The sequence below is a fragment of the Cupriavidus sp. FW305-3-2-15-C-LB2 genome, assembly GCF_058787575.1.
This window is the reverse complement of the sequence record NZ_JBYSZW010000058.1, coordinates 28,439-50,399: the sequence shown is the minus strand read 5'-3', so window position 1 is coordinate 50,399 and position 21,961 is coordinate 28,439. Positions and strand designations below refer to the sequence as shown.

Genomic DNA, 21,961 nt, shown 5'->3' with positions numbered 1-21,961 from the left:
GCGTGTGGGGCGGGCGTTGGTCTAGCGGCGCTTGCTGGTGCGGGGGATGTAGATCGGCAGGAAGTCCGGCTCCGGGGCCGGATCCGGTGCCACCGCCGGCGCGTCCGGCGCATTGGCCAGCGTGACCAGGCAGATGGCCTGCTTGTAGACCACCGTGGGCCGGATGTCGTCCAGCTGCCGGCCAAGCAGCACCACATAGTCGTCTGACGCCAGGACGAGGCCCTGCAGCCGGGCGCCGGTGGACAGGTGGACGATCACCGGAGCCTGGCTGGAGCTGTATGCCGCAAATTGCAGATGCTGCAGTTGTTTCCGGCTGCGTGACCTGGGCCGGGTTTCCTTCTTCTTCACAACGACTCCGGAAGAGCCCGCAAGGGTTCTGGCGGCTGATAACAGTCCATTGGCCGGCGGCTTGGGGTGCGCCACGGCCAGGGCGGCAGGAGAAACATCCGCTCTCGGTAACGGCGCAGGTGCCGGCGGTTGGCGCTGCCAGAAGAGAAGGGGGATACTTCAGGGTCGAGAGTAACAAAGTTTTTTCAAGCGTTGACGAACCGCACGCCATTCTTGGAATAGAGGCTTTGCTCTATAAAAATTGTTGCTCTCGAGGCCGTGATATTGTACCCGATAGTGCGCTATCGCATACTGCGGCCACGTCGGCGAGCCGGCAGGCTCGGTATGGACCGGGCCCGCGAGGAAATTGCCAGCCCATGCAAAAAATGCCCTGATGTAGCGTCAGGGCAAAAATAATTAAAAGTGCCCAATCAGTCTCATATTGTCATGAGGGAATCCCCTGATAGAAGCGGGATTTACACCTCATGTAAGCGCGTTTATATTCTTGGCAAGAGCTTTTCAGCTCGAGCAGTCCTGGAAAGCCTACGAGCACCCCGCGCGTAGGCTTCTTTTTTTTGCCTGCGTCGTTTGAATCGCGCTCTGTGGCGCTGTGGCTGGTGCGGTTAGTAAAAACCGACCGGCCGTTCGGAATGCCCAGGCAGATTTAACGCCACTTTCGCGCCGCGCAATCCTCCGAAATGGGAGGATTTTTGCCGCCAATTCTCATTTCCGTTCAAGAAGTTCAGCTGAACGCCGATAACCGGCGCGGCCCTTAGCCTGCCGTCGTGGCGGTGCCGCGGGCCACGCGCCGCCGTGCGCGCGCTGCCAGGCCGGCGCCCAGCACCCAGCGCAGCGTCGGTGCCAGCACATGCATGCCCGCGAGTGCTGCCGGGCGCCGTATCGAAGGGCCGTCCAGATCGAGCTGTTGCCGTGCCCACGGCGGCAGCAATGCGATGCCCGCGTCGGCCATGATCCGCACCGCCGGCTGCAGCAGCGGGTTGGCCACCGGCATCTTCCGCACCAGCCGCACCACTTCGCTGGTGCGTTCGCTAGCCAGCAGCGCAGGGCGCATGGCCTCCAGGTAGGCCGTGACTTCGGCGCGCGAGCGCGGCACGTCGGCCGCGCCCAGCATCTGGGCGATGCGCGCAACCTCGTCGTAGTAGCGATCCTGCTCGGTGCCGCTCAGTGGTCCGACATAGCGCAGGTAGCCAGCCAGGAAGCTTGAGACCTCGGCCACGTGCACCCACGTCAGCAACGCCGGGTCGGAGGCGGCATAGTGCCGCCCGTCCGGGGCCACGCCGACCACGCCGGCATGGATGCGCCGTACGCGCCCGATCAGCGCCATGGCATCGGCACGGCTGCCGTAGGTGGTGCCGGCGATGAACTGCGCGGTGCGCCCCAGGCGCCCCTGCATGTCGGTGCGAAAGCTGGAGTGGTCCCAGACCCCGGCCAGTGCCAGTGGATGCAGTGTCTGCAGCAGCAGCGCACTGACGCCGCCCGCGAGCATTGCCGGAAAGTCGGCATGCACGCGCCAGCAGACCGCGTCGGGCCCGAACAGACCGGGATCGCCCGGCGGGTTGTCGTAGTCGAGGGTCACGCCGGAATTGCTGCGGGTCAGCGCGCGCACGTGCGCGCCGGCGCGCTCACGCAGCCTGGTGGAGAGATGGTTCAGCGGGCCGCATCGTGGCTGCGCAGAGCGGCCGGCGGCGGGGTCGGTAAAGCTGGACAAGGCCGGTGCCTGAATGGGGAAGTCAGGGCCAGCATACACGGGATGCGGGGCGATGTGCGCGGGGTCATGCCGCGGCGGTTGCCGCAAAAAGGGCCGGAGCCCCCTTGCGGGAGTCCCGGCCTGTCAATCTCCGGCGTATGCCCCTGCGGCCGCACCGCATGTTGCGGCCGCACATACCCGGAAAGCTGCCTGTTATCGTGGCTGGCGCGGCTTACTTACGGCTGGCGTTGTCCGCCTTGTTGCCCACCCTGTTGCCCGCCCTGGCCGCTTTGCTGGCCGCTGCGTTGGCCGCTTTGCTGGCCCGGTTGCGAGCTGCCGCGATCCTGCTGCTGCTGTTGGTCCTGCTTGCGGTCCTGGTTACCCATCTGACCGCCGCCTTGTTGTTGTCCCGGCTGCTGCTGGCTGCCGCGTTGGCCAGATTGTTCCTGCTGCTTCTGTTCCTGCGGCTTCTGGCCCGACTGCGATTGACCCGGCTGTTGCTGCTGTCCCATTGCTAGCTCCTTGACGCGGCGAACTGCCGCATCCCCTGTTTCGCAATCGCCATGCCAAGGATGGAAGGACCGGGGTGCCGCCAGCAACGGCCTGTAACGGGGGATGCAGCACATCACGCGGCGGGCGCTTTTACAACGGGTGGCCCGATTTACACGCCGTGGGCCCCGCCGCGGACGCCTGGTGCGGCCTGCCCGGCAGGTATGGAGCTTGCTGAAATATGCCTTACCAGTGGTTCCGCGTGCCAGGCAAGTCCGGCAACGGATGCGCTGGTGACCCGAAAAAGGAGGCAGCCATGCGTTTTTCCCGAATTCCCGCGCGCACCGTGCGGATGGCCTGTGTTGCTGCGGCGCTGGCGGTAGCCGGTAGCGCGCTGGCGCTCGACAAGAGCGGCCTGATCCTGGTTGCGGCCGACGATACCCCTGTGGCACCCGTCAATTCCGCGCCGGGCATGCCCGGCCGTGCCGACCCTGACCGGGGCGCCGCCCCGGACATGAGCGCCGACAAGGCCAAGCGGGCCGTCGAGGACGGTGCTATCACCACCAGGATCAAGACCAAGCTGCTCACGACCAAGGACCTCAAGTCCACCGGCATCCGTGTGAAAACCAGGCAGGGCACGGTCGACGTGAGCGGCACGGTGCCGAGCCAGCAGCAGCACGACCTGGCGCTCGACGCGATCCGCAGCGTCGAGGGCGTGACGTCGGTCAATGACAACCTGAAGGTGTCATCGCGGTAAGCGGGTTTGTCCGATGCTGAGGGTTTGCTCCCTCTCCCGCGCGTGGGAGAGGGAGAACGCAATCGGAATTTGGCCCCCCTGCCTAAGCCGCGTGCTTCCTGCGCGTAGTGCTTGAACTCTTGCGCGCGGCCGGCGCGTGCGACTCGCGCTTGGCCGGTGCACGCTTGGTCTTGGCGGCGGTGCTGGCGCGCTTGGCAGGCGGGGTCGCAGCCCGCTTGGCAGCGGGCTGCTTCCTGGCGGCGGCATGCCGCGCAGGGGCCTTGCGGCGCGCGGGCGTGGCGTCCTCCTTGTCTTCCTTGCCGCGCTGGCCCAGGCTCTGGCGCAGCAGCGCCACCATGTCGATGACCTTGGCGCCCTGGCGCGGCGCTTCTTCCTCTTCCGCAGGCGGGGTCAGCTGGTGGGTCTTGCCGGAGTCGATCTTTTCTTCGATGCGCGCCATCAGGTCGTCACGATAGCTGTCGCGGTACTGTTCCGGCTCCCAGTCTTCGCTCATGTCTTCGACCAGCTTGGTGGCCATCTCGATCTCGCGCGCATGCGCGCCGGTGGGTTTGCCGGTGGTCGCCTTGGGCAGGCGCAGTTCGGAGATGGGCAGCACCTCGTCGGCAAAGCGCATGGTGTTGAGCACCAGCGCGTCGCCGTGCACCAGCATCGCGGCCAGGTGCTGGCGGGCGCGCAGCACCACCAGCGCCAGCGCGGCACGCCCGGTGCGGCGCATGGTTTCGTGCAGCAGCGCGTAGCCGCGCTCGCCGCGCTTGTCGGGCTCGAGGTAGTAGGGCGTGTCGAAGTAGTACGGCGGGATGCTCTGCGCGTCAACAAAGCTGACGATATCCACCGTCTGCGTGGCCTCGACATTGGCCTGGCGGAAGTCTTCCTCGTTCAGCAGCACGTATTCGTCCTTGGCGTACTGGTAGCCCTTGACGATATACTCCTTGTCGACCGGCTTGCCGGTGCTCTTGTTGATGCGCTGGTAGCCCACCGGCGCCATGTCGCGCACGTCCAGCAGGTCAAGGTCCAGCGTCTGGCTGCGCGACGCGGGCCGCAATACTACCGGGATATTGACCAGGCCAAAGGTTATGGCGCCTTTCCAGATGATGCGTGACACGTGAGGGCTCCTTTGCCAGCCGCACGGGCACGTTGCGGCGGCGGTGGCGGCAGATCGCCCGGAGGCGGGTCTGCCACTGGTTCGGGCGGGCCCGGCGGAGGTTCCGGCGGCGGGGTTTCAGGCTTGCGCGGCGGGATGTCGGGATCGGGCGTGGTATGCACGGAGCTTCCTTGTTCAAGGGTGGATGGGAGCGGCGGCTGGCATCGGCATCGCGCTAGGAATGGTCCGCGCTGAGTGCATCCAGCAGCCGTGTCAGCGCGTCCAGGTCGGCCGGCTTGACCAGGTGCTGGTCGAAGCCGGCTTCCAGCGCGCGGCGGCGGTCCTCGGGCTGGCCGAAGCCGGTCAGCGCCACCAGCGTGGCGCCGCGCATCTCGGGCAGCGCGCGCAGGCGGCGCGCGGTCTCGAAGCCGTCCATGGCGGGCATGCCCAGGTCCAGCAGCACCACCTCCGGCCGGGCATCGGTGGCGCGCGCCAGCGCGCTGGGGCCGTCGGCGGCGGTCACCACCGTATGGCCAAGTGTCTGCAGCGTCATCATCATGGCCTCGAGCGCGTCAGGGTTATCGTCCACCACCATGATCCGGCGCGGCACGCCGCGGTGCGGCGCGGTGCGGCCGGAGCCTGGGTGCCACTTCTGCCACGGCTCTACCGGCAGCGTCACGGTGAAGGTGCTGCCCTGTCCGGGGCCGGGGCTGTCGGCGCGGATGGTGCCGCCATGTAGCCGCACCAGCTTTTGCACCAGCGTCAGGCCGATGCCGGGACCGTCCTGCTGGATCGCGCTGCGCGGCGGTTCGGGCTGGGTGCCGTCGTCGCGCGCGGCCAGCGGATCGAACAGCTGCCGCTGCAGTGCCTCGGACAGGCCGGCGCCGTTGTCGCGCACGCGCACGGTGACGCGGGCGCCGGACGCGGCATCGGGCGCGGTGTTCGCCGCGCCGTCCTCGAGACTGGCATCGACGACGATCTGGCCGCCGGCGGGCGTGTAGGCCGCGGCGTTCTGCAGCAGGTTGCTGAAGATCTGCGCCAGGCGCACCAGGTCGCCACGTACCGGCAGGGGCTGCTCGGGCAGCGACAGGCGCAGCGTATGGCCGCAGGCGTCCATCGTGGGGCGCACGGCTTCCACCGCGGTATTGAGCGCGGTGCGCAGTTCCACCAGGTCCTCGCGCAGCGTGATGCGGCCCTGGTTGAAGCGCGAGATGTCGAGCAGCTCGTCCACCAGCCGGGTCAGGTGGTGCAGCTGCCGGCCGATGATGTCGCGCGCGCGGAACATGTCCTCGCGCGAGGGCGAGAGCTGCTGCAACAGGTCCGCGGCGCTGCGCAGCGGCGCCAGCGGATTGCGCAGTTCATGCGCCAGCATCGCCAGGAACTGGTCCTTGCGCCGTTCCTCGTCATGCAGCGCGCGGCCGGCACGGTTTTGCAGCGTCACGTCCTGGCAGGTGCCGGCAATGCGCAACGGCGGCGTGCGGTCGTCGCCCGGCTGGCCTTCCGCGCCGCGTACCGGGAACGCGCGCGCGCGGATATCGCGCAGCTCGCCGTCCGGGCGCGCAAGGCGGAACTCGATGTCCAGCCTGCCGTCGCCCAGCATGCTGGCGAACGCCGCTTCCACGCGCGCACGGTCGGCCGGCGCCACGCGCTCCAGGCAGCGGCGCGGCTCTTGCGTCAGCTGCTCGGGCTTATGGCCGCACAACGTGGCGAGCGAGGGGCTGGCGAACAGCAGGCGGGGCTCGGCCGGGTCGAGGATCCACACCACGTCGGCCAGCGATTCGGCCACCTGGCGGAACATGTCTTCATGCTCATGCAGTGCCCGCGAGGTGCGGTGATAGGCGTCCTCTGCCCCGCGCAGCCGCAGCAGCGCCTGGATGCTCGACAACACCTCTTCCGGCTCGGCAGGCTCGACCAGGTAGCCGTCGGCGCCGCAGTTCAGCGCCTCTACGCGCTGGCGCGATTGCGCCAGCCCTGGCGAGGTCAGCAGCACCAGCGTGTGCGCGGTCTGTGGATCGGCCTTGAGCAGCCGGCAGACTTCCAGCCCGCTGATATCGGGCAGGCGTGCGGCCAGCAGCACCAGCACCGGCGCATGCTGTCGCACCAGCGACAGCGCCGAATGGCCGGTGGCGGCCTCGATCACGGAATACTCGCCGCGATGGAGGATGCGGCTCTTGACGTAGCGCGGCCCCTCGCGGTCATCGACATTCAGGATCAGCGGGGCCGGGTTGGCGGCATGCGGCGTCATGGCATCACGCTGACAGGCGCTTGCGCGCCCGCGCGGAGGTTTGCTCAGGGCCCGGGATGGTCCGCGGCGGCGCCGTGTAAAACCGCGCCGGCCGCGCTGCCCCGCTTGCAAGCTTTGCCGCGCTGGCGCGGCCGCCGGTTGTAGGTATTACATGCGCACAGAAGTCGTCCATCGCCATTCCCCTTATGCATCAGCACGCCTGCGGTCTTTGCCAGGCTGTTGCGCTGGCAGAGTGGCAAGAGGCGTGCCGGGCAGGCGTCGCCCGGCACGCAGCGCGGCAACGGCGTGGCATGCGTGGCCCGCTTCAGCGGCGGGCCGCCTCGCCGCCATGCGCTTCGGCGCTGGGGGAGGTGCCGCCGTGCGGTCCGGCTGAGCCGGCCGCTTCGGCAGCTTTCTGCGGGATCTTGCCGGGCTCGGTAGTGCCGCCGCCGGTGGCGCCCTTGCCAAAGCGCGCAGCGATCCGGTCCTGGACCCGGCTTAATGCCTCGGCCTGCTGTTTGGCCGCTTCGGCTTCCTTGGACTTCTTGGCTTCGGCGGCCAGCTGCTGCTCGGGCGTCGGTGCCGGCAGGCGTGCCTGCACCGGGCTGGCGGCGAAGGACAGCATCGCGCAGGAAACCAGCAGGTGGCGCAAGGCGCGGCGGTTGCGTGGCGCGGCAGCGGTGGCTCGAATCTTCGCGGCGATCCTGAGTTGGCTCATCATCACGTCTCCATGTCGTCGCTGCACTGGCAGCAGTGCAACGTGGCGCACGCGGCGGGGGTGCCGGGCCGTGTGCCATGACCGGGATGCGGCAAGAAATGTGCCGCTTGGCGACTGCTGTGGATCTCCGGCGGGAACGGGGGGCTATCGGGCGCGTGCCAGTCGCGCCGCGGCGCGCGTGATCGCCTGCCGGGTTTCGGCGTAGTCCGCCCATGGGTCGTCGGCCGCCACGGCGTCGAGCCTCGGGCCGGCATTGGCCACGGTCCACTGCGCCGCGCCTTGCAGGCTATCGAGTTCCTCCCACCACACCGGCATCGATACCCCCAGCCCCGGGCGTGCCCGCGCCGAGAATGCCGCCACCGTGGTGGCGCCTATGCCATTGCGCAGGTAATCGATGAAAATCTTGCCAACGCGGTTGCTTGGACCGCTCTTGGCCACGAAGCGCTGCGGCACGGTGGCGGCGACATGGCGCACCGCGTCATGCGCGAACGCCTTCACCTCGTCCCACCCGGCACGCGGCGTGATCGGCACCACCACGTGCAGCCCCTTGCCGCCACTGGTCTTCAGGAAGCTGGCGAGGCCGAGTTCATCGAGCAGCGCCTTCATCAGCGCGGCGGCTTCCTGCATTTGTGGCCAGGGCACGCCTTCGCCCGGGTCCAGGTCGAAGACGATGCGGTTGGGGCGCTCGATGCTGCGCTTGCCGGCGTTCCAGGTGTGGAACTCCACCACATTGAGCTGTGCCGCGGCCACCAGGGCTTCGGCCGACGCGATTTCCAGCAGCGCGGGATGCCCAGGCCACAGGCCCGGATCGAGCACGTTGAGGCCGTCCACCCGCAGCGTGTCGCTATGCCGCTGGAAGAACTGCTCGCCGCCCACGCCCGATGGCGCGCGCACCATCGCGATCGGTCGCCCGCGCAGGTGCGGCAGGATCAGCGGCGCGGCGCGTTCGTAGTAGCGCACCAGGTCGCCCTTGGTCAGGCCGGATGCTGTGTCGATGACGCGCTCGGCATGGCTGATCGCGACCTTGCCGCCGGCGGCGGTGGTGCGCTTTGCCGCCGCCTTCGGCCGTGTGCCGGCATGCTTTGCCGTGGTTGCCGCGGGCTTGCCGTTGGCCGCCGGCGTTGCCGGCCGCTCCACCGACACCGCGCGCGCGGGCTTGTCGGTGCGCAGGCCGTGGAACACGGCATGGCGCACGCGGCCTTCGCGGGTCCAGCTGCCGAACGAGACCTCGGCCACCAGCTTTGGCCGCACCCAGTGCCCCTTTACGCCTGCAGGCACGTTCTCAAAGGGCGCGGAATCGGCGCGCAACGCGTCCAGCTGCGTGCGCAGCGCGCCCAGCGTGCGCGCGTCGAAGCCGGTGCCGACATTGCCCGCGTAGCGCAGCCGCCCGCCGCTGTCGTGCACGCCAAGCAGCAACGAGCCGATGCCGGCGCGGCTGCCCTTCGGGTCGGTGAAGCCCGCCACCACGAACTCCTGGCGCAAGGTGCATTTCAGCTTGATCCACGTACTGGTGCGCGCGCTGACATAGGCGGCGTCGGCGCGCTTGCCGATCACGCCTTCAAGCTTCATGCGGCAGGCTGCCTCGAGCATGTCGGCAGGGCCGGCCTCGAAGTCCTCGCTGAACTGCAGGCGCGGCGAGGTGTTGTGCGCGAAGATCCGGCGCAGCAGGGCGCGCCGCTCCACCAGCGGTACCTTGCGCAGGTCATGGCCGGCAAAGTAGGGCAGGTCGAACACGAAATACTGGATGCCCTCGACGCGCGCGGTATCGAAGGCATTCTGCAGCGCCTGGAAGTCGGTCGCGCCATGCTTGCCGAGCACCACGATCTCGCCATCGAGCCAGCCATCGGGCAGGCCCAGGGTGCCGACGTCGCGCGCCAGCGCACGCAGCTTGCTGGTCCAGTCGTTGCCCTGGCGCGTGAACAGGCGCACATCCTTGCCGTCGATGCGGGCCAGCAGCCGGTAGCCGTCGAACTTGATCTCGTAGCGCCACGCCTGCGCGTCGGACGGAGGCTGCTCCACCAGCGTGGCCAGCTGCGGCGCCAGCGCCAGCGGCAAGGCCGCGCGCGGCGCGCCGCGCGGCGGCTTCAGGGATTTCGCCGTGCCGTGTGCATCTGGTGCGGCTTCGTCAGGCGGCTGCGCGGACTTCGCGCGCTTTGCCGCGGGTTTGCGCTGCGTGCCGCCCAGCACGCTGTCCGGCAAGGCCTCGACCACATCGAACTCCGATGCCGGCACGGCGGTCTCGTCGCGCTCCTTGATCAGCAGCCAGGCGTCCTGCTCCTTCTGCCGGCTGCCGTGCATGCGCACCAGGGTCCAGTGACCGTGCAGCTTTTCACCGCGCAGCTCGAACTTCAGCTTGCCGGCGCGGTAGCCGGCCTCGGCATCGCCTACCGGCAACCAGGTGCCGCGGTCCCAGACGATGACCGTGCCGGCGCCATAGTGGCCGGCGGGGATCACGCCCTCGAAGCCGGCATAGTCCAGCGGATGGTCCTCGACATGGATGGCCATGCGCTTGTCGGCCGGGTCCAGGCTCGGGCCCTTGGGCACGGCCCAGCTTTTCAGCGCGCCGCCGAGTTCGAGGCGAAAGTCATAGTGCAGCCGACGCGCCGCGTGCTTCTGGATCACGAAGGAAAGCTCGCCGGCGCGCTTGTGCACCTTGCCGCGGGTGCGCGCGGCGCCGCTGGGCTCAGGCGTGGCGCCGAAGTCGCGCATGCGGCGGTATTTATCGAGCGCGGCGGGAGCGGCCTTGGCGGCTGGCGCGCCGCGTGCCGCCGGGCGGGCCGTGCTGGCGCGCTTGCCGGTGGGCTTGCCGGCGCCTTTTGCCGCGGCGCGGCGTTTGCCTGGATCCTTTGGCGCTGTCGGTCGCGTGGTCTTGGCCATTGCTGTCGCCGGTTAGGTGGGATGTATCCAGCTTAGGCAGCACATGCCGCCGCTGAAATCGGCGCCCGTCCTACAGCGCCCGGCGGCAGCCCCATGCGCGTCGCGCCATGTGGTTCTTACCGGGTGTTGTAAATCTGCGGCAGCCCGCCTGCCGTGGCGCCGCCAGCCAGGGCCGCCCCGGACAGGAACGCTCCTTGCGACTCCCCAGCGGCATGCCCGGCACCGTGCCGGGCCTCCCCGAGGAGAAGCGGCGATGAAACCAACCCTGAAGAACATTGGCTCGCAGGTCATCGTCCTGACCGGTGCCAGCAGCGGCGTGGGCCTGGTGACGGCGCGCAAGGCGGCGCAGCAGGGCGCGCGGCTGGTGCTGGTGGCGCGCAGCGAGGGCTCGCTGCACCAGCTGGCCGAAGAGCTGCGCGACCATGGCAATGAAGTCATCACCGTGGTGGCCGATGTCGGCAAGCATGAAGAGGTTGGCAAGGTGGCGCAGGCTGCGATCGAGCGCTTCGGTGGCTTCGATACCTGGATCAACAACGCCGGCGTGACCATCTTCGGCCGCCATTGCGACGTGCCGCTGGAAGACCAGCGGCGGCTGTTCGATACCAACTACTGGGGCACCGTGCATGGCTCGCTGGCGGCGGCCGCGCACCTGCGCGAGCACGGCGGCGCCATCATCAACATGGGCAGCGAGGCGGCGGACGGCCCGCTGCCGCTGCAGAGCGCCTATGCGGCCTCGCAGCACGCGATCAAGGGCTTTACCGATTCGCTGCGGCTGGAACTGGAGCAGGAGCAGGCGCCGGTCAGCGTGACGCTGATCAAGCCTGCCGGACTGGAAACGCCGCTGGCGATGCACGCCAAGAATTTCCTCGATGTCGAGCCGCGCATGCCGCCGCCGCTGTATGACCCGGCGCTGGCGGCCGACGCGATCCTGTTTGCTGCCGCGAACCCGCGCCGCGAGCTTTTCGTCGGTGCTGCCGCCAAGGCGTTCTCGGCCGCGGCGTACCACGCGCCGCACACCTTCGACCGCTTCATGCGCCGCTTCATGGGCCGCGCGCAACAGACGCATCACCCCGCGGGTCCGCTCGAGGACAACGCGCTGTATGGCAGCGGCAGCGGCCTGCAGGAACGCAGCGGCAGCCACAACGCGCTGCACTCCTGCCCCTACACCACCACCGCGCGGCACCCGATGCTGGCCACTGCGCTGGTGGTGGGCGCCTCCGCCGCGGTTGCCGCGGTGTACCAGTTGCGGCACAAGCGCTAGTGTCCTGTGCTGCGCACATTGGTGGCGCGTGGGCCGCGAACGCCTATCATTGACTCGAATGCCCGCAGTTGCGGGCATTCGGGCCTCCGCCGGGCGGCGGCGCCAGGCCGCCCGCGCACGGGGCCTGCTGTCTTCCCCATCACACAGAAGGTATGCTCATGTCCGAGCCGCATGCGGCAAAAGGCATCCGTACGTCACTCGTCGGCGAGCCGGACGGCACCCTGGCGGACGATGCCGGCCTCCTGCTGGCGGCACAGTACCGGCGCCTGCTCGACGCGGTGGAAGACTGCGCCGTGTTCGAGACCGATGCGCACGGGTGTATTGCGATGTGGCCGGATGCCGCGCGGCGCGTGTTCGGCTACAGCGCCGAGGAAATCACCGGCCGTCACTTTTCCTGCCTGCATCGTCCTGACGATGTCGCTGCCGGCCTGCCGCAGCAATGGCTGCAGGCGGCCGCACTCGGAGGCAGCGCGCGCGACCAGGGCTGGCGCGTGCGGCGCGACGGCAGCCTGCTGCAGGCGTCCTGCCTCATGCGGGCCATTGGCGCTGCCGACGGGCCGGACGTAGCGGCCAGGCATGGCGATGCCTCGTCCGTGGAGTCCGCGGCAGGCCAGGCCGCCGGCTTTATCGTGTCGTGCCGCGACATTACCGTGCAGCAGGCTGCATCCGAGCATGCCCGGCTCGCCGATACCCGGATGCGGCTGCTGGCTGAAAACCTGCCCGGCACCGCGGTGTGCGAACTTGACCTGGACGGCACCATCCGCAGCTGGAACGTCGGCGCGCAGGCGCTGGCCGGCTACGTCGAGGCCGAAGCCGTCGGCCAGCCGCTGGCACTGCTCTATTCCCGCCAGGATGCCGCCGCGGGGCGCGACCGCGCGGCGCTGGAAGCCGCGCGCGCGTGCGGCCAGTGGGCCGGCGAAGAGCGCGTGGCACGCAAGGACGGCTCGGTGGTGCGTTGCCATACGCGCATGGTGCTGGTGCGCGACGCCGCCGGCTGCCCGACCAGCCTGCTGTGGACCGTGCGCGACCTGAGCGATGCGCTGCGGCTGGAAATGCTGGAGGCCGGCAGCCGCCGGCTGCAATCGTTCCTGGCCATCCTGGCGCATGAACTACGCAATCCCCTGGCGGCGGTGCGCAACGCAGTCGAAGTGATCGAGCTGACCCCGGATGCCGACACGCGCGTGCGCCGCTGCGCCGGGATCATCGACCGCCAGCTGCACCAGCTGGAGCGGCTGGTGAACGACCTGCTCGACGTAGGCCGCGTGACCGCCGGCAAGCTGAAGATGGAGCTGACGCCCACCTCGTACAACGACGTGGTAACCACCAGCATCGAGGCAATCCGCCCGGTGCTGGAAGCCGCCGGCCAGCGGCTCGTGTTGGCGCTGCCGGCAAGCTCGCCCTATGTGCGCGCCGACGCCGCGCGGCTGGGGCAGGTGCTGCTGAACCTGCTCAGCAATGCGGTCAAGTACACCCCGCGCGGCGGTATCGTCAGCGTGCATGTGAGCGTGGAGTCAGCGCGCGTCATCACCGCCGTGTCGGATACCGGCCGGGGTCTCGCGCCGGCGGCGCTGGACCGCATCTTCGACCTGTTCGCGCAGGAGGCCGGCGCCGGCAGCCGCAGCGGCCTGGGCATCGGGCTGGCGCTGGCCAAGGCCGTGGTGGAAGCGCACGGCGGCGCGATCCAGGCCGACAGCGGTGGCGCGGGCAAGGGCAGCACCTTCACCGTGATCCTGCCGCGCGCCAGCGCCCGCCGCCGCGAGGCCGGCACGCCGCCGCCAGGGCTGGTGCCGCGGCGCCGCGTGCTGGTGGTGGACGACAATGCCGATTCGGCTGACAGCATGGCCGAGCTGCTGGGCCTGCTCGGCCATGAGGCGCGCGCCGCCCATGGCGGCCAGCAGGCACTGGACCTGGTTGCCGAATTCCGCCCGGATTGCGTGCTGCTCGACCTGGAAATGCCCGACATGTCGGGCTTTGAAGTCCTGCCGGCATTGCGCCAGGCGTGCGCCCCGCGCGCGGTGCAGTTCCTGGCGCTGACTGGGCGCTGCACTGCCGAAGACCAGCGGCGCAGCGAACTGGCCGGCTTCCATGCCTACCTGACCAAGCCGCTGGCGATCGAGGCCCTGTCGCGCGCGCTGGCCGCGCCGCTGCCTTACAAGGAGCGGTAGGCGTCCAGCCGGTTGTACAGCGTCTTCAGGCTGATGCCGAGCGCGCGCGCGGCCTGGCGCTTGTCGCCGTCAAAGCGCGCCAGCGTGGCCATGATGATTTCGCGCTGGGTGTCGGCCAGCGTGGTGCCGACGCGCACGCTGACCACGCCGTCTACCGTGGTGGGCCGCGGCGGCTGCGTGGCCAGGTTGGGGTTGCCGATCTCCACGACCTTGTCGGCCAGGATAAAGGCGCGGTAGACGGCGTTCTTCAGCTCGCGCACATTGCCCGGCCAGTCATAGCGCACCAGCCGCTCCAGCGAGGCGGCCGAGAAGGCCTTGTCGGTGCGCTCCATGGCGTTGTACTCGGCCAGGAAGTGGCGTGCCAGCGGCACGATATCGTCGGGCCGCTCGCGCAGCGGCGGGATATGCAGCGGGAACACGGCCAGCCGGTACAGCAGGTCTTCACGCAACTGGCCGGCACGCGCTGCCTCGACCGGGTCGCGGTTGGTGGCTGCCAGGATGCGCACGTCGGTGGCGATGGGCGTGTCGCCGCCGACGCGGTGGAAGGTGCGGCCTTCCAGCACCCGCAACAACTTGATCTGCATCTCGAGCGGCATTTCAGTGACTTCGTCGAGAAACAGCGTGCCCCCATGGGCCTGCTCGAAGTAGCCTGCCTTCTGCTCGATCGCGCCGGTAAAGCCGCCTTTCTCGTGGCCGAACAGTTCCGACTCGATCAGTGTGGGCTGGATCGCCCCGCAGTTGACCGCAATGAACGGGCCGTTGCGGCGCGCGCTGCGCTCATGCACCGCGCGCGCCACCACTTCCTTGCCGGAGCCGCTTTCGCCTACCGCAAGCATGGTGACATCGGTGGGCGCCACGCGCTCGATCTGGGCCAGCAGGCGTTGCATGGCGGGCGACGCGCTTTCCCACAGCAGCGACACCTGCGAGGGTATGGCACGGCGCGGCGCGGGCTCGCGCGCCGGCTCGGATGTGCTGGCGGCGTGGCTGGCGGGCTGCCCAGAGAGAGCGGCGTTGCTGCGCCGCGATGTGCTGGCGGTCACGGGCACAATGAAGGCCTCGGTCGGGGGCGGGCTTGTCGTGAGAAGTTCCTATGCTAGCCTTTGGCGCAGGGGCTTGCCATAAGTGTCTGAGCCCGCGCGGAAACATCCGACAGCTGTGTCAGACGGACACCGGCAACGACCGTGCCTGCCCGCGCTTAGACTGGCATTACGCAGTGGACTTGTGCAACCGACTGACAATGTCGCAGTCGAAACCCGTGCCGCCCCTGTGCCTGTCGCGCCACGCCTTGCATGGAGCGTGGCGGCGGGCGTGCCCGAGCCCGGCAGCGTGACCGCCGTGGCCCGCGAACGGAGGCGCCAGCGGATTTCGCCCAAGTTTCCAATAGGTCTCACTGACGGATCGTATGCCCCACATCCTGATTGTCGATGACGACGAAAACGCATGTGCCGCGCTAGCCGAGATCGTGGCCATGGAAGGCTTCAGCTCCGCAACGGCGGGCACCCTGCGCGAGGCACGGCTGCAGATCGGCTGGCGCATGCCGGAGGCGATTGTGGCGGACCTGCGCCTGCCGGACGGCAACGGCATGGAGCTGTTCGACGAGGTTGGCGCCTCGGGCGTCGAAGTGATCCTCACGACCGGTTATGCCAGTGTGGAAAGCGCGGTCGAAGCGCTGCGCGCCGGTGCCACCGATTACCTGGTCAAGCCCATCAACGTGGCGCGGCTGCAGACCGTGCTCAGGCGCCTGGCCACCACCGGCGAGTTGCGCGCCGAGATCCATTCGCTGCGCGGCGAGTTGCGCCGCTATGGCCGTTTCGGCCGGCTGATGGGCAGTTCCGAAGTGATGCAGGTGGTCTACGACCAGCTTGCCCGCGTGGCCCCGACTGAAGCCACGGTACTGCTGATCGGCGAAAGCGGCACCGGCAAGGAACTGGCCGCGCAGACCGTGCACGAGCTCTCGTCGCGGCGGCGGCAGCCGTTCCTGGCGGTCAACTGCGGCGCGATCTCGCCCACGCTGATCGAAAGCGAGATGTTCGGCCACGAGCGCGGCAGCTTTACCGGCGCGGACCGCCAGCACAAGGGCTATTTCGAGCGCGCCGACGGCGGCACTCTGTTCCTGGACGAGATCACCGAGATGCCCGCCGAGCTGCAGGTCAAGCTGCTGCGCGTGCTGGAGACCGGCACCTTCATGCGCGTGGGCACCAACCGCGAATGCCATGCCGATGTGCGCGTGCTGGCCGCCACCAACCGCAACCCTGAAGATGCGGTGGCCGACGGCAAGCTGCGCGCGGACCTGTTCCACAGGCTGAACGTGTTCCCGGTAGAACTGCCGCCGCTGCGCGCGCGCGGCGACGACGTGATCCAGATCGCCAACCTGATGCTGGACCAGCTCAATGCCGAGCAGGGCACCCAGCGCCGCTTCGCGCCCAATGTGCTGGACAGCCTGCGCCTGCACGCCTGGCCCGGCAATGTGCGCGAGCTGCGCAACTTCGTGCAGCGCGCCTTCATCATGTCCGACGACGACCTCATCACCGAGGTGCAGGTGCCGCTGCAGGTCGCGGCCACGCAGGCGCCGGGCGCGGCGGTGGTGTCGGTGCCGGTGGGCATGTCCCTTGCCGATGCCGACCGGCAGCTGATCTTCGCCACGCTGGAGCAATGCGCGGGGGTGAAGAAGCACGCGGCCGAGATCCTCGGCATCAGCCTGAAGACTTTGTACAACCGGCTGGAAGATTATGCCGCCCGCGGCGAATTGCCAGAGTGGCTGCGCGCCTCGCGCAACGACACCGGTTCGTCGGCTACCGGCTGATGGCGTGAGGCAGCGCCTGCGTTAGCGGGGATCGGGCCCGTGCCAGTGAGCCGCAGCGCCCTGTGCAGCACGTTTCTTGCTTCCTCCAACGCATACAACCCGGCCAATCCGGCCGGGGACGTGCCAATGCCGAGCCGCACATGACGCAGCACCCCCCGCAATCCGCGATGCCGGACGCTCCGCTTTCCTCGCCGGCCGGCGCCGTGCGCAGCGTGCAAGAGGTGAGCGCGCTGATCGAGCAATCGGCGCATGACCTGCGTTCGTCGCTGAACGCCATCCAGAGCTGGGCCTACGTGCTGGACCGTGCCTTCGATACCATGCCGGCGCCCGCGCAGCGCGCGCTGGACGGGATTCGCTTCGGCATGCAGCAGCAGCTGGCGCTGATCGAGGAGATGGAAGAGGCCGTGCGGCTGCTGGCCGACGAGAGCGCACCGCGCTGGCAGCGCCTGGACCTGCTGGCGCTCACGGCCCAGGCCATTGCCGACCGGCGTCCCACCGCCGAAGCCCGTGGCGTGCTGCTGTCGCCGGTCGCCACTGACGGTGCGGCGGATTCGTCGGAAGCAGCCTATCTGATCGATGGCGACGCCGAGCGGCTGGCCCCGCTGCTGCGGCACCTGCTGGTGCATTGCATCTGGCGCGCGCCGGCCGGCGGCTCGGTCGGCGTGCAGGTGTTGAGCGAGCCGGATCACGTGAAGCTGCGCATTACCGAGAGCCCGCCGCTGGACCAGCAGCGCAGCGCCAGCCGGCTGACCGCGCTGACCGATTTCTTCGGGCGCCGGGCGGCGCCGGACGGCGCGACCCCGGCCCGGCAGAGCAGCGCGCTGCTGCTGACGCGCCGCATGGTCGAAATGCACGGGGCGGCGCTGAGCGCGGAAAGCGATGGCTGCGATAACGACCGGATCAGGGTTTGCATCGCCGTCAGGTTCCCGCGCCACATGAGCGCCTGAAGCGGCGCTGCGCATTCATGTAGTTTTTACCGGCCTGTCGCGTGCGCTACGCGTAGCGCTTGCCGGCCGGCCCTGGTTGCACTTGCCATACCTGCGGCGTCACGGCAGCGCCCGCACCGCTCCCCCGCCACTCTCCTGTCCTTTCCCGTTTCTGGCCCGCGCCTTGCATGGATGAATGACCCAACCAAGGAGGGTACAACCATGCCCAAAGCCAGCCGCAAATCCGACAAGGCCGCGCAGGTTGCTCACAAGCCGTCCGGCGCGAAATCCGACAAGTCCCTGGCTGCCCGCATGGGCGGGCCATCCGCGGGCAAGGCCCACGCAGGCAGCAAGGCCGCCGCAGGCGACAAGCAACGGGGCAAGGAAGCCAAGACCTACCAGGCCGCCGTGGACGACTCGCTGGAGATGACGTTCCCGGCCAGCGACCCGATCTCGCCGAGCGCAGCCATGCACGCCGAGAAGAAGACGCAGACCGCGCGCGACGATGTCGACTGGAAGCTCAAACGGGGCAGTGAAGAGCAGCCCGTGGGCGCCAAGCCGGCCGGCCAGCGCAAGGGGTCGGCCAGCAAGCGCTGAAGCGCATTTCCGCAACCCTGAGTCCAGGTGCCGCGGCGGGATTCTACCCAGGGCCCCGCGCCGCGGCCCGCCAAACGGAGATAGCCATGACCCGAGTCCAACCTGAGCCCCCTGAAGAACGGCCGCCGCACGGCGCATCCATCGTCGGCGGCATCGACCGCGATTCCCCGGGCCCTGGCCCATTCGTGATGGCAGCCGACACGCTCGAGGGCAACAAGGTGGTTGACCCCGCCGGCGACGATATCGGCACCATCGACCACATCATGATCGACGTGCTGGGTGGGCGCGTGGCCTACGCGGTGCTGGCCATGGGCGGCTTCCTTGGCATTGGTGAAAAACTCTTCGCCTTGCCGTGGTCGGCGCTCACGCTCGATACGCGGCGCAAGTGTTTTGTGCTTGGTGTTGAAAGGGATCGGCTCAAGGCCGCGCCGGGGTTTGACAAGGACCACTGGCCCAGCATGGCGGATTCGCAGTGGGCGACCAGCATTCACCAGTATTACGGGATTTCGCCTTATTGGGAGGCGGATCGGTATGACCCTTGGGATGAGAGGAGGAGGTGATGGGGGATTGGGCGACGGCCCTTTAGGCTGGCGCCAATGCGGTCGCTTGTCGCCCTTGGCGGGCGTGGCTGTTTCGCCGGCGTAGCCGGCGAGTCACTTTTTGTCCGAGCGACAAAAAGTAACCAAAAAACGCGTCGCCTATGCGGCTGGCAATCAATTTCACGGCGTTGGTCATATGGGCGGCCGTGCTTGCCGTTTGGATGTGGTCGCAGTTCGACCCTGCTAACGCCATGTGAGTGTGTGCCAGTGCCTGCGATAACCGGCTTTTGAACGATCCCCAAGTCGGGCGGTGGCCCGCGCTCTCTAGCGTTATCGCATCAACGCCTTCGGCTGCGCTTCGCGCAAGCGCCCAATGACCGTCAGCGCATTTTGGGCCTGCGTAGCAGCCGTAGGCGTCCCCGCGATGCGGCTGGCAGCAGGCGGCCTACACCCTGCATGGGGATCGTTCAATAGTGGGTTAACGGAGGCACTGCCCCACACTCACATGGCGTTAGCAGGGTCGAACGGGCACCCACGCCGAACGGCAAACACCACCGTGCGAACCACCAACGCCGTGGAATTGATTGCCAGCCGCTCAGGCGACGCGTTTTTTGGTTACTTTTTGTCGCTCGGACAAAAAGTGACTCGCCGGCTACGCCGGCGAAACAGCCACGCCCGCCAAGGGCGAAAACCGACCGCATGGCACCAAGCCAAAGAGCCACGCCCGCCAAGCGCCATAAGCCACCAAATGACGCCAATCACAAACAAGCCACAACTCTGTGGGAGCGCCAACAATGAACAATTCCAGCCCAATCCCTCCAGGCATTGACCATCGATCCGGATCCGGCAAGCATGGCTTGCTGCATGCGTTTGACCGCTTCGCCGGCGCGGCCACGCGCCAGGCCGGATCGCCGGTCGCATTCGTGCTGGCCGTCGGCGTGGTGGCCGCGTGGGCCATCACCGGCCCATTGTTTTCCTATTCCGAGACCTGGCAACTGGTCATCAATACCGGCACCACCATCGTCACCTTCCTGATGGTGTTCCTGATTCAGCAGAGCCAGAACAAGGACGCGGTCGCGGTCCACCTGAAGCTCAATGAACTGCTCGCCTCGCACCGCGAAGCCAGCAATATGCTGGTGTCGATCGAGGACCTGGACGAGGAAGAGCTGCGCCAGCTGGTGACCTTCTATCGCCACCTGGCCGAGCTGGCTGACAAGGAAGACGGTATCAAGTCGAGCCATTCGCTGGACGAGGCGCGCGAGAACCACGCCGCCAAGCGGCAGGCGCGCGCAGCGCGCGGGCGCCGGCTGGACGGCAGCGATGCCGGGAGCCGCTCACCCACCGTGGCACCCAGCTCTTAGCCCATGCGGCCCCTTCCATTCCATCGAGCGACAGCCACCAGCAAGGAGCCGCCCGTGTCCGAACCGAGCAAGGCAACGAATCAAAAGCGCGCCGCCCCGGGCAACCTGCCGGCGCGCAGCCGCGCGGTGATGGTCTACGGTTGCGAGACCCTGGGCAAGGCCGACAGCCACCATGGCACGACCCTTGCCAATATTGCCCGCAAGGTCGCCGACATCACGGGTCTCACCTTTGCAGGCGCCTACGCCGCGCCTGATGCGGGGCTGCCTGTGCCGTACCTGGTGCCCGCGCAGACGCTGGTGGGGCGCAAGCTGGCCCAGGACCTCGGCGTGCGGGGCGCGGGCGACCTGTTTGGCGGGGTGGTGCCTTACGCCTTCGTGGCCACCAAGGCGATCACGCACGGCCTGGTGGCACCCGGCGCGGCAGCACCGCAGGGCTGGTCCGAGGACTTTGTGCAGCGCGTGGTGGGCGCTACCCTGCCGGGCTTCACCGCCTTCACGCTCGGCGACGCGCGGATTGCGGCAATGCGCCTGCTGGCGCTGGGGCCGGTACGGCTGAAAGAACCGTATGGCGTCGGCGGGCTGGGCCAGCGCGTGGTCCACGACGAACGCTCGCTGGACGAGGCGCTTGCCGCGATGGCGCCCGACGTGGTGGAAGCCCATGGCCTGGTGGCGGAGCGCGACCTGGACGCGCCGCAGACCTACAGCGTGGGGCAGGTGGAACTGGCGGGCCTGCGGGCCAGCTATTGCGGCACGCAAGGGCTCACTGCCAACAACCACGGGCAGAAGGTCTATGGTGGCTCGACGCTGACGATGGTGCGCGGCGGCCTCGAGGCGCTGCTGCGGCACCCGTTCGACGCGCGCACGCTGGCCGCGGTGCGGGCCGCGATGGTGTACCACGAAGCCGCGCTCGCGTGCTATGGCGATGCCGGGAACATGGTGCTGTCGCGCTGCAACTACGACGTCGCCTTCGGCCCGCCCGCGGGCAGCGCCGGCCACGGGCAGGTGCTTGGGGGCGTGCTGGAACAGTCCTGGCGGGTGGGCGGCGCGACCGGCGCCGAACTGGCGGCGCTGGCCGCGCTGCGCGAGGATCCGCGCCGCGCCCGCGTGGTGGCTGCCACGCGCGAGGTCTATGGCAAGGGCGTGCGCGTGCCGGACGACGCCGAGATCTACTTCCAGGGAGAAGACCGGCACGCCGGTCCGTTGACCAAATACGCACGACTGGAGCCTGATTCCGATGGCAACGCATGAAGACCTGCTGCAGATAGAAAGCGAAGGCGGCACCATTGCCGGCACCCTGATCAGCCCGCAAACCAGGCTGCCGGGCGTGCTGTTTGTCCACGGCTGGGGCGGCAGCCAGCAGCAATACCTGGCCCGCGCGCGCAAGGTGGCAGGCCTGGGCTGCGTCTGCCTGACCTTCGACCTGACCGGGCACGCCGGCACCCAGGCGCAATACGAGACCGTCAGCCGCATGCGCAACCTGGCCGACGTGGTGGCCGCCTACGATGTGCTGGTGCGCCAGCCCGAAGTGGACCGCAACGCCATCGCGGTGGTGGGCAGCAGCTACGGCGGCTACCTGGCTGCGCTGCTGAGCACGCTGCGCCAGGTGCGCTGGATGGCGTTCCGCGCGCCGGCGCTGTACATGGACTCGGGCTGGGAACTGCCCAAGCGCCAGCTGCATCGCGAACAGGACCTGGTGGCCTACCGGCGCAGCGTGGTGCCGCCCGAGAGCAACCGCGCCCTGCGCGCTTGCGCGGAATTTGCCGGCGACGTGCTGGTGATCGAATCCGAGCACGACCAGGTGGTGCCGCACGCCGCGGTGATGAGCTACGTGGATGCCTGCGTGCACGCCAGCTCCATGACCTACCGCGTGATCAAGGGTGCCGACCACGGCCTGACGGAAGAGGAAAGCCAGCGCGGCTACAGCAGCCTGCTGGTCAACTGGCTGCGCGAGATGATCACCGTCGCGCGCGCCGGCCCGGTCAGCGCCGAGCGCGCCGAGCGGCCCGCACCGCAGGCGGCCACCGGCGAGCCGGGCATGCCGCAGGCCGAGTTCGCAAGCGTGCCGGCGGCGGTATCCGGCGCCCAATAGCGGCTTGCGCCATGTCGATGGCAGCAGGCCAGGACAGCT

At 68.7% G+C, this 21,961-nt stretch carries 18 protein-coding genes; 11 read left to right on the top strand and 7 right to left on the bottom strand.

The annotated features are described in order from the left end of the window. Positions 1 to 21: 21 nt before the first annotated feature. A complete protein-coding gene (locus tag AC3WRR_RS30395; protein WP_492298931.1) occupies positions 22 to 348 on the bottom strand; it encodes an RNA chaperone Hfq in 327 nt (108 codons plus the stop codon). A 751-nt stretch (positions 349 to 1,099) separates the two neighbouring features. Further along, positions 1,100 to 2,056 (bottom strand): oxygenase MpaB family protein, encoded by a 957-nt coding sequence (locus tag AC3WRR_RS30390; RefSeq protein WP_492298929.1) that lies wholly within the window; start codon positions 2,054 to 2,056, stop codon positions 1,100 to 1,102. 236 nt (positions 2,057 to 2,292) lie between these two features. Here AC3WRR_RS30390 and AC3WRR_RS30385 point away from each other — a divergent pair, with 236 nt between their 5' ends. Together AC3WRR_RS30385 and AC3WRR_RS30380 are read left to right on the top strand one after the other, a co-directional pair. Beyond that, positions 2,293 to 2,553: a hypothetical protein gene (locus tag AC3WRR_RS30385; RefSeq protein WP_037024800.1), complete on the top strand. Its 261-nt coding sequence runs from the start codon at positions 2,293 to 2,295 to the stop codon at positions 2,551 to 2,553. 287 nt (positions 2,554 to 2,840) lie between these two features. Continuing rightward, the gene (locus tag AC3WRR_RS30380) at positions 2,841 to 3,281 is read left to right on the top strand and encodes a BON domain-containing protein (protein WP_010810675.1); all 441 of its coding nucleotides are present in this window, start codon (positions 2,841 to 2,843) and stop codon (positions 3,279 to 3,281) included. 82 nt (positions 3,282 to 3,363) lie between these two features. Here AC3WRR_RS30380 and ku read toward each other — a convergent pair whose 3' ends face one another. From ku to ligD, 4 genes are all read right to left on the bottom strand, one after another. Further along, positions 3,364 to 4,383 (bottom strand): non-homologous end joining protein Ku, encoded by a 1,020-nt coding sequence (ku, locus tag AC3WRR_RS30375; RefSeq protein WP_010810674.1) that lies wholly within the window; start codon positions 4,381 to 4,383, stop codon positions 3,364 to 3,366. A 214-nt stretch (positions 4,384 to 4,597) separates the two neighbouring features. Continuing rightward, on the bottom strand, positions 4,598 to 6,607 hold the full coding sequence (locus AC3WRR_RS30370; protein ID WP_011617808.1) for a response regulator: 2,010 nt from the start codon (positions 6,605 to 6,607) through the stop codon (positions 4,598 to 4,600). A 304-nt stretch (positions 6,608 to 6,911) separates the two neighbouring features. Further along, a complete protein-coding gene (locus AC3WRR_RS30365; protein WP_011617807.1) occupies positions 6,912 to 7,307 on the bottom strand; it encodes a hypothetical protein in 396 nt (131 codons plus the stop codon). 141 nt (positions 7,308 to 7,448) lie between these two features. Further along, the gene (gene ligD / locus AC3WRR_RS30360) at positions 7,449 to 10,181 is read right to left on the bottom strand and encodes a DNA ligase D (protein ID WP_010810671.1); all 2,733 of its coding nucleotides are present in this window, start codon (positions 10,179 to 10,181) and stop codon (positions 7,449 to 7,451) included. Positions 10,182 to 10,434: 253 nt separating this feature from the next. On the opposite strand from ligD, the gene AC3WRR_RS30355 reads away from it, so the two are divergent. Together AC3WRR_RS30355 and AC3WRR_RS30350 are read left to right on the top strand one after the other, a co-directional pair. After that, a complete protein-coding gene (locus tag AC3WRR_RS30355; protein WP_010810670.1) occupies positions 10,435 to 11,442 on the top strand; it encodes an SDR family oxidoreductase in 1,008 nt (335 codons plus the stop codon). Positions 11,443 to 11,600: 158 nt separating this feature from the next. Then, a complete protein-coding gene (locus AC3WRR_RS30350; RefSeq protein ID WP_492298927.1) occupies positions 11,601 to 13,607 on the top strand; it encodes a hybrid sensor histidine kinase/response regulator in 2,007 nt (668 codons plus the stop codon). On the opposite strand, the gene AC3WRR_RS30345 is transcribed toward AC3WRR_RS30350, so the two are convergent. After that, positions 13,592 to 14,653: a sigma-54 interaction domain-containing protein gene (locus AC3WRR_RS30345; protein WP_011617806.1), complete on the bottom strand. Its 1,062-nt coding sequence runs from the start codon at positions 14,651 to 14,653 to the stop codon at positions 13,592 to 13,594. The two genes, AC3WRR_RS30350 and AC3WRR_RS30345, sit on opposite strands and share 16 nt — an antisense overlap. A 356-nt stretch (positions 14,654 to 15,009) precedes the next feature. Here AC3WRR_RS30345 and AC3WRR_RS30340 point away from each other — a divergent pair, with 356 nt between their 5' ends. From AC3WRR_RS30340 to AC3WRR_RS30310, 7 genes are all read left to right on the top strand, one after another. Then, complete coding sequence (locus tag AC3WRR_RS30340; protein ID WP_010810666.1) at positions 15,010 to 16,410, top strand: sigma-54-dependent transcriptional regulator; 1,401 nt, start codon at positions 15,010 to 15,012, stop codon at positions 16,408 to 16,410. 140 nt (positions 16,411 to 16,550) lie between these two features. Next, entirely contained in the window at positions 16,551 to 17,357 is an 807-nt protein-coding gene (locus tag AC3WRR_RS30335; protein ID WP_011617805.1) for a sensor histidine kinase, read from the top strand. Between the two features lie 201 nt (positions 17,358 to 17,558). Next, on the top strand, positions 17,559 to 17,933 hold the full coding sequence (locus AC3WRR_RS30330; RefSeq protein WP_492298925.1) for a hypothetical protein: 375 nt from the start codon (positions 17,559 to 17,561) through the stop codon (positions 17,931 to 17,933). Between the two features lie 86 nt (positions 17,934 to 18,019). Continuing rightward, positions 18,020 to 18,493: a PRC-barrel domain-containing protein gene (locus AC3WRR_RS30325; protein WP_010810663.1), complete on the top strand. Its 474-nt coding sequence runs from the start codon at positions 18,020 to 18,022 to the stop codon at positions 18,491 to 18,493. A gap of 773 nt (positions 18,494 to 19,266) precedes the next feature. Beyond that, a complete protein-coding gene (locus tag AC3WRR_RS30320; protein WP_037024718.1) occupies positions 19,267 to 19,833 on the top strand; it encodes a low affinity iron permease family protein in 567 nt (188 codons plus the stop codon). Positions 19,834 to 19,887: 54 nt separating this feature from the next. Further along, a complete protein-coding gene (locus tag AC3WRR_RS30315; protein ID WP_492298921.1) occupies positions 19,888 to 21,081 on the top strand; it encodes a DUF3182 family protein in 1,194 nt (397 codons plus the stop codon). Next, entirely contained in the window at positions 21,068 to 21,922 is an 855-nt protein-coding gene (locus tag AC3WRR_RS30310; protein WP_492298919.1) for an alpha/beta hydrolase family protein, read from the top strand. The genes AC3WRR_RS30315 and AC3WRR_RS30310 overlap by 14 nt, the downstream gene beginning before the upstream one ends. Positions 21,923 to 21,961 lie beyond the last annotated feature (39 nt).

What these genes read in the sequence shown, in the direction of transcription:
- AC3WRR_RS30310 (WP_492298919.1), top strand. Translation starts at nt 21,068, where the DNA reads ATGGCAACGCATGAAGACCTGCTGCAGATAGAAAGCGAAGGCGGCACC.
- ligD (WP_010810671.1), bottom strand. Translation starts at nt 10,181, where the DNA reads ATGGCCAAGACCACGCGACCGACAGCGCCAAAGGATCCAGGCAAACGC.
- AC3WRR_RS30320 (WP_037024718.1), top strand. Translation starts at nt 19,267, where the DNA reads ATGAACAATTCCAGCCCAATCCCTCCAGGCATTGACCATCGATCCGGA.
- AC3WRR_RS30340 (WP_010810666.1), top strand. Translation starts at nt 15,010, where the DNA reads ATGCCCCACATCCTGATTGTCGATGACGACGAAAACGCATGTGCCGCG.
- AC3WRR_RS30365 (WP_011617807.1), bottom strand. Translation starts at nt 7,307, where the DNA reads ATGATGAGCCAACTCAGGATCGCCGCGAAGATTCGAGCCACCGCTGCC.
- AC3WRR_RS30330 (WP_492298925.1), top strand. Translation starts at nt 17,559, where the DNA reads ATGCCCAAAGCCAGCCGCAAATCCGACAAGGCCGCGCAGGTTGCTCAC.
- AC3WRR_RS30350 (WP_492298927.1), top strand. Translation starts at nt 11,601, where the DNA reads ATGTCCGAGCCGCATGCGGCAAAAGGCATCCGTACGTCACTCGTCGGC.
- AC3WRR_RS30325 (WP_010810663.1), top strand. Translation starts at nt 18,020, where the DNA reads ATGACCCGAGTCCAACCTGAGCCCCCTGAAGAACGGCCGCCGCACGGC.
- AC3WRR_RS30370 (WP_011617808.1), bottom strand. Translation starts at nt 6,607, where the DNA reads ATGACGCCGCATGCCGCCAACCCGGCCCCGCTGATCCTGAATGTCGAT.
- AC3WRR_RS30335 (WP_011617805.1), top strand. Translation starts at nt 16,551, where the DNA reads ATGACGCAGCACCCCCCGCAATCCGCGATGCCGGACGCTCCGCTTTCC.
- AC3WRR_RS30355 (WP_010810670.1), top strand. Translation starts at nt 10,435, where the DNA reads ATGAAACCAACCCTGAAGAACATTGGCTCGCAGGTCATCGTCCTGACC.
- AC3WRR_RS30380 (WP_010810675.1), top strand. Translation starts at nt 2,841, where the DNA reads ATGCGTTTTTCCCGAATTCCCGCGCGCACCGTGCGGATGGCCTGTGTT.